Source organism: Pseudomonas juntendi, assembly GCF_009932375.1.
In the GTDB taxonomy this organism is placed as follows: Bacteria; Pseudomonadota; Gammaproteobacteria; order Pseudomonadales; family Pseudomonadaceae; genus Aquipseudomonas; species Aquipseudomonas juntendi.
This window is the reverse complement of the sequence record NZ_BLJG01000229.1, coordinates 1-6,234: the sequence shown is the minus strand read 5'-3', so window position 1 is coordinate 6,234 and position 6,234 is coordinate 1. Positions and strand designations below refer to the sequence as shown.

Here is a 6,234-nt window from a genome sequence, read left to right as displayed (position 1 = left end):
CCGCCCGCGCCCCTTCATCACCGGTCAACTGCCCCAGCGCCGGCCAGAAATCGCGGCCAAAGATCACCGGGTGCCCCTGTTGCCCCGCATGGCGCGGCAACACAATGCGCGAAACGCTGGAGGCCTCGGCCAACCGGCGCAGGGTGGCCAACTCGATCCACGGCATATCACCCAGCAAAATCGCCACCGCCTGCGCGTGGCTGTCGCCCAACGACCGGCCCCCGGCCACCAGGCTGTGCCCCAGCCCCAGCGCCGCATCTGGGCTAACGATCACCCGGCAACCGGCAGGCAAACCGAAATCCTCCCCCCGTTCACCCTCGCGCAGCACCACACGCACATCGTCGAACACCGCCCTCGCCCGCGCCACGCTATGCGCCAGCATGCTGCGGCCGTCAGCCAGGGTCGCCAAGCGCTTGTCAGCACCGAAACGCGTGCCGCGCCCGGCAGCCAGCACCAGCGCGACCACGCTCACAGCGCAGCCCGCCCGATGCCGTTACGCACCCGCAGCACATCGGCCAGCACCGCCAGGGCGATCTCTGCCGGGGTCTTGCTGCCCAGGTTGAGGCCGATCGGTGCACGAATGCGCCCCAGTTCGACCTCACCCAGCCCACCAATGCGCTGCAAGCGCTCGCGACGCTTGTCAGAGGTGGCCTTCGAGCCCATCACGCCGATGTAGAACGCTTCGGTACGCACCGCTTCAAGCATGGCCAGGTCATCGATTTTCGGATCATGGGTCAATGCAACCACCGCCGTGTCGGCATGGCAACCGCCATTGGCGATAAATTCCGACGGCAGCTCGCGGCGTAGCTCGATGCCGTCCAGGTGCACGCCGTCGAGCACTTCATCACGTGGCTCGCAGAGAATCACTTCGAAGCCCAGGCCTTTGCCGAACTCGGCGCAACAGTGCGCCACGCTGGAATAGCCCGCCAGCAGCAGGCGCTGGGCGGCGCCGACGCGCAGCCGTACACAGGTGGGCTCACGCTGCACCCGCGGCCCCTGGCTGGTGTCAGGCACCAACTGGCGGTTGCCGTCGGGCAGGCGCACTTCACGCAACAACCGGTGCTGCCCCAGCAATGCGCTTTGCAACTCGCGCAGGTGGGCCTGCACGTCGCACTCGGCCGCCAAGTTTTCCACCAGCACTTCCAGCACCCCGCCGCACGGCAGGCGAATGCCCGAGCGGGGGTCACTGCCATCGCCGTAACGCACAAGGGCGACCGGCTCGGCGAACTCGCCCAAGGCCACACGGTGCAGGAAGTCGTCCTCTACGCAGCCGCCAGACAACGAACCCAGCCACTGGCCGCTGGCGTTGACCGCCAGCAGCGACCCCGGTGCACGCGGCGCCGAACCGTAGGTGGCGAGTACCGTGCACAACCACACCTGCTGACCGCTGCACGACCACTGCAAGGCCTGGCGAATCACCTGAAGATCGAGATGCTGCACCGGTTACTCCGCCTGCAGCTCGGCGAGCTGCTGTACCTTCAGGTCACCGGGCAATCCACCCCAGGCCTGACGCAGGTAGTTGACCATGTCCGTCACCTGCTGGTCATCCAGCTTGCCGGCGAAGCCAGGCATCGGCTGCATGCGCTCGAAGCCGGTGAACTGTTGTTCGCGGATGCCTTCGAGGATGACCTTGACCAGGTTGCGCGAGTCGGCCTGGCGCAGCACGGTATTGCCCTGCATGGCCACGGCGACGTGTGGCTTGCCCTCGCCGTCGACCCCATGGCAGCCGGCGCAAACGTTCAGGTACTGCTGGTGGCCGCGCTGGGCACTGTCGTTCATCTGCGCCAGGGCAACCGGCTGGATGACCTTGGCCGCGGGCGGCTGGTCGCCCAGCAGGTAGGTGGCCATGGCCGCCAGGTCGGCGTCCTCCAGGTGCTGGGTGCTGTGGTGCACCACCGGGAACATCTCGTTGAACATGCTGCCCTGGGCGCTGATGCCGTGCTTGAGGAAGGTGGTCAAGTCTGGCTGGGTCCAGCCCCGCTCAGCCAGGTCCTGGGCCAGCAGGCTGGGCGCCAGATAACCCGCCAGCAGGCCGCCGCTCAGGCGCTGGTCCTGCTGCAGTGCACCGATCGCATTGCGTGGGGTGTGGCACTCGCCACAGTGGCCCATGACTTCGACCAGGTACTGGCCACGCTCCCAGGCCGGGCTTTTGCCGTCCGCTGGCTGCAGCTGCACGCTCTTGCCATACAACAGGTTCCAGCCGCTCAGGCCCATGCGCACGTTGAACGGGAAGCGCAGCGCCGTCTGCGGGGCCGGGCGGCTGATCGGCGGTACGGTTTTCAGGTAGGCAAGAATCGCGTCCGAGTCTTCGCGCTTGATCAGGTGGTACGAGGTGTAAGGCATCGCGGGATAAAGGTTGGCACCATCCTTGCGCTTGCCCTGCGTGACTGCTGCGAAAAACTCGTCGGCGCTGTAGTTGCCGATGCCGTACTGCTTGTCCGGGGTGATATTGCTGCCGTAGATGGTGCCGAACGGCGAATGGATCGGCAGGCCGCCGGCATACGGTGCGCCACCTTCGGCGGTGTGGCAGGCCATGCAGTCGGCGGCGCGGGCCAGGTATTCACCGCGCTTGACCTGTGCTTCATCGGCAGCCAGGGCCGCCGAACTGACGGCAACACCCAACGCCAGCGCCAATGCGCTACGTACGAAGCCCATGTTCAACCCTCCTTGACCAGGCCGAGGTCGTTGAGCACCTGGCGGGTGGCGTCGTAGTAACGCACGTAGCCTGTGCACCGGCAGATGTGGTGCCCGAGGCTGGCCTCGATGCGGTCTTGCACTTCGCTCTTGTTCAGCGGCTGGCGCTGGGCGGTTTCCACCAGCACGGTAGCGGCGTTGACGAAGCCTGGTGCACAGTAACTGCACTGGAAGGCGAACAGGTCGACGAACTTCTGCTGGATCGGGTTCAGCGTCAGGTTGCCGGCCTCGTCCTTGCTGGCATGGCCTTCGATGGTGCGCACTTTCTTGCCTGCAAAGTAGTGGGCACCGGTGATGCAGGTGCGCACTTCTTCGCAGGTGCCGTCCGGGTTGTCCACGATCACCACGCAGGCGTGGCAGATGCCCTGGCCGCAGCCCAGGCGCGAACCGGTGAGGTTCTGGTGTTCGTGCAGGTAGTCGAGCATCGCCAGGTCGTCGGGGACCTCGACCGGGCCGACCGGTTGACCATTGAGGGTCAGTTGCAGTGGGCGGTTAGCCATTGAGGGCCTCCTTGATACGGGCTGGGGTAATGGGCAGATCGCGCACGCGCTTGCCAATGGCATGCGCGACGGCATTGCCGATGGCACCGACGACCGGGATCATCACCACTTCGGCAATGCCCTTGGACGGGTCGGTGGGTGACAGCGGCGGCAGAATTTCGCTGGTCTGCTGCCACACCGCCACATCGCGCGCATGCGGCAGGCGGTAGCGGTTGAAGTTCCAGTCGCCCTCCCCGGGCCCGCCCTCGTACATTGGCATTTCTTCGGTCAGGGCGTGCCCGATACCCATGGCGATGCCACCTTCGAGCTGGCCTTTGACCAGCTCCGGCACCAGCGCCCGGCCGCACTCGACCCAGCTGTGGTGGTTGAGCACTTGCACTTCGTGGGTGCCCTTGTTGACCTTGACTTCGACAATGGTCGCCACCGGGCTGTAGTAGGTGACCATGGCGTTGTTCAGCTGGGTATCGGGGTACGCCGCGTTCTGCCGGTCGAGCAGGTGATAACCGTGGCTGCTCATCTGCGCTTTCTTGGCGTTGACCGCGCCGTCGCCGTATTTCACGGCCACGGCGTCGAGCGGGAAGCGCTCGCGCACACCGTCGATGACGAAGTCGGCTTCGGCCCAGCTCCAGCGGTTGAAGCCGTGTACGCTCACACCGGTGACCAGGCCCATGTCATGGGCCTTTTGCGCCAGTTGGGCGAACGGGATCGGAGCCAGGCCGTTGCCGGTCAGCTCACCGTTGACCCACACAGCGTTCTCGCGGCGCACCACCAGCGGGTTGGCCTGCCCGCCGTAAGGCCCCTGGCGCCAGATGGCCATGGCCGCCGGCCACAGGCCGTGGTTGAACAGTACCCGTGCAGCTTCGCGGGTAGCGTGGCTGAAATAGAACGCCGAGTTGGTCGCCGACGATGGCGACGCCAGCTTGCCCACCCAGCGCGGGTTACGCAGGGCAGCGTCCTGTTCGGGCTGGCTGATCAGGTACGGGTTGCCGCTGGTGGTCAGCTGCAGCTCTGGCCACTCGGTAACGGCAGTGCGCACCTCATCGGCCGAACGGCCAAGGAAGTCGCTGACCACCAGGGCCTGCGAAGTGGACATGCCAGTGCCCAGTTCGGTACCGATGTGGCGCAGGCTGATGCGCCCGTCGCGGCTGAACTCGACGCTGGCCATCGGCGCTTCCGCGCCAGTCCCGAAGTCTTTCTGGCAGATGGCGAAACCCACGCCGTACCAGTGATCCTGGTCCTTGGCATCCATCTGCTGCTTGCGTGCGTCACGGTTGCGCCACCCGTCGTGCACGGCGGCCTTGTCGAGAATTTCATACAGGCGCAGGGCGCCGGCCGGCACCGCACCCTGGGTGTTCTTCATGCCCGACTTCAGCGCATTGGCACGGCGCAGGTCGATGGCATCCACGCCCAGGCGGCCGGCGATTTCATCGACCATCATTTCAGTCGCCGCCATGCTCTGCAGGGTGCCATAGCCGCGCATGGAGCCCGCCTCCACGCCACGCGAGTAATAGGCAGTCACCGACAGGTCGTTCTGCGGCATGTAATAGATCGACTGCGCTGCGGTCGCACCCACTGCGGCCACCGACGGGCTGTAGTTGATGCGCCCGCCACCGTCGCAGCTCATGTCGGCACGGAAAATCTTGAAGCTGTTGTCTTTCTTGTCCACCGCCAGTTGGTAACGGATATCGAAGGCATGGCGCTTGATGCCGCTCTGGAACTGCTCGTAGCGGTCATTGGCCAGGCGGACCGGTACCCCGTCGCCGTACAACGCAGCCACGGCAGCGTAGAAAACGAAGATGTTGTTGTCCTTGGAGCCGTAGCCCACGGTGTAGCCGGGGTGCATGTTCAGGGTGTTCAGGGCAAACCGCGACGGCTTGATCATGTGCACGCATTCCTGCGCCACTTCGAACGGGCACTGGGTGGCCACCACGAAGTGCAGCGTGCCGCTGGCCCGGTCGTACCAGCCATTGCCGTTGTCCGGCTCCAGCGCGGCAGGTTCGATGGACGGCGTCTTGTAGCGCTCGTCGAACACCAGCCAGTCCTCGGGCGGGTTGTCCAGCTGTTCGGCCATACGGTTGGCGTAGAACAGCCCCTGCTCGGTCAGGTCACCCTGCTGGTTGGGCTGTTTCGACCACACCGGCTTGCGGTTGAGGATGGTGGGGAACAGCATGGAATTCTTCAGGCTGGAGAACTCATCGTCGTCGAACGGCGTGGCGCCGCCCACCCGCACGAAGCGGAAGCTGCCATAGGGGTCACGCTGGTACAGCGGCGCCTGGGCGCCGTAGCGGATCGCCTGGTCGTTGAACTGCAGCTTGCGCTTGGCCTGGCGGAAACGCTCGAAGTCGTGCCAGATCAGGATTGCCACGGGGTGGCCGATGAACATCGGTACTTGGCCGGGCGGCAGCAGTGGGTCGGGCGAGTGCGCTTCGGGCCAGGCGATGCCGTCCTGTTCCAGGTCGGCGGCGGTGACGACACGGTCTGGTTGCAGGTCTGCCCCCAGCAGGCTCAGGTCATGCCCGGCATAGATGCGGTCAGCCTTGGTGGCTTTGAGCAGCAAGGCATGGCCCTGTTGCACCGGCCAGCCCGGCATGTCCTTGGCACGGATGTCGCGGGCGAACACCTTGTCGCCGCAGACCTTGGACAACGCATCGTTACGGAAACGCGCCTTGCCGTCGTGGTTCATCCACTTCTGCGGCGAAGCGGTGACGCGTTCCTCCATCAGCGCGGCGAACGCCTGGCTGCCAAGTGGCGCCATGGTCACACCGACACCAGCGACCAGGCCGCCTTGCAGGAAGGCGCGCCTGGAAATATCACGGTTGGACATGCTTGATCCTCTGGGCAGTCGAGGGTCTGCCCTTTCTTCTGATTCTGGGCCTGGCTTGCAGAAAGCTGACCTGGGCGTCAACTTTACAGCAATTTAGCGCGGGCAGGCAAAGTCAAGCCGACAATATGTCGCGGTGTGTCGGGTTTTGAGCGGGGGATCCGTGCTTGGGCTGATAGGTGTTCGCCTTTGGAGATTCGGCGCCTGGGAGATCGAGCG

Annotated in this window: 5 protein-coding genes; all 5 read right to left on the bottom strand. The window is 65.3% G+C overall.

Annotated elements, in window-relative coordinates; genetic code table 11:
- The coding region (locus GYA94_RS22910) for a nucleotidyltransferase family protein (protein WP_161893158.1) at positions 1-472 on the bottom strand (472 nt) is incomplete at its 3' end.
- Positions 469-1,440 carry an XdhC family protein gene (locus GYA94_RS22905; protein WP_161893157.1) on the bottom strand — a complete coding sequence of 324 codons (972 nt, stop codon included), beginning with the start codon at positions 1,438-1,440 and terminating at the stop codon, positions 469-471. The genes GYA94_RS22905 and GYA94_RS22910, both read right to left, overlap by 4 nt.
- Before the next feature lie 3 nt (positions 1,441-1,443).
- Complete coding sequence (locus GYA94_RS22900; RefSeq protein ID WP_161893156.1) at positions 1,444-2,655, bottom strand: cytochrome c; 1,212 nt, start codon at positions 2,653-2,655, stop codon at positions 1,444-1,446.
- A 2-nt stretch (positions 2,656-2,657) separates the two neighbouring features.
- Positions 2,658-3,194 carry a (2Fe-2S)-binding protein gene (locus GYA94_RS22895; RefSeq protein ID WP_029887985.1) on the bottom strand — a complete coding sequence of 179 codons (537 nt, stop codon included), beginning with the start codon at positions 3,192-3,194 and terminating at the stop codon, positions 2,658-2,660.
- Positions 3,187-6,018 carry a xanthine dehydrogenase family protein molybdopterin-binding subunit gene (locus tag GYA94_RS22890; protein ID WP_110679833.1) on the bottom strand — a complete coding sequence of 944 codons (2,832 nt, stop codon included), beginning with the start codon at positions 6,016-6,018 and terminating at the stop codon, positions 3,187-3,189. Before GYA94_RS22890 ends, GYA94_RS22895 begins: the two co-directional genes overlap by 8 nt.
- Between the last annotated feature and the right edge of the window lie 216 nt (positions 6,019-6,234).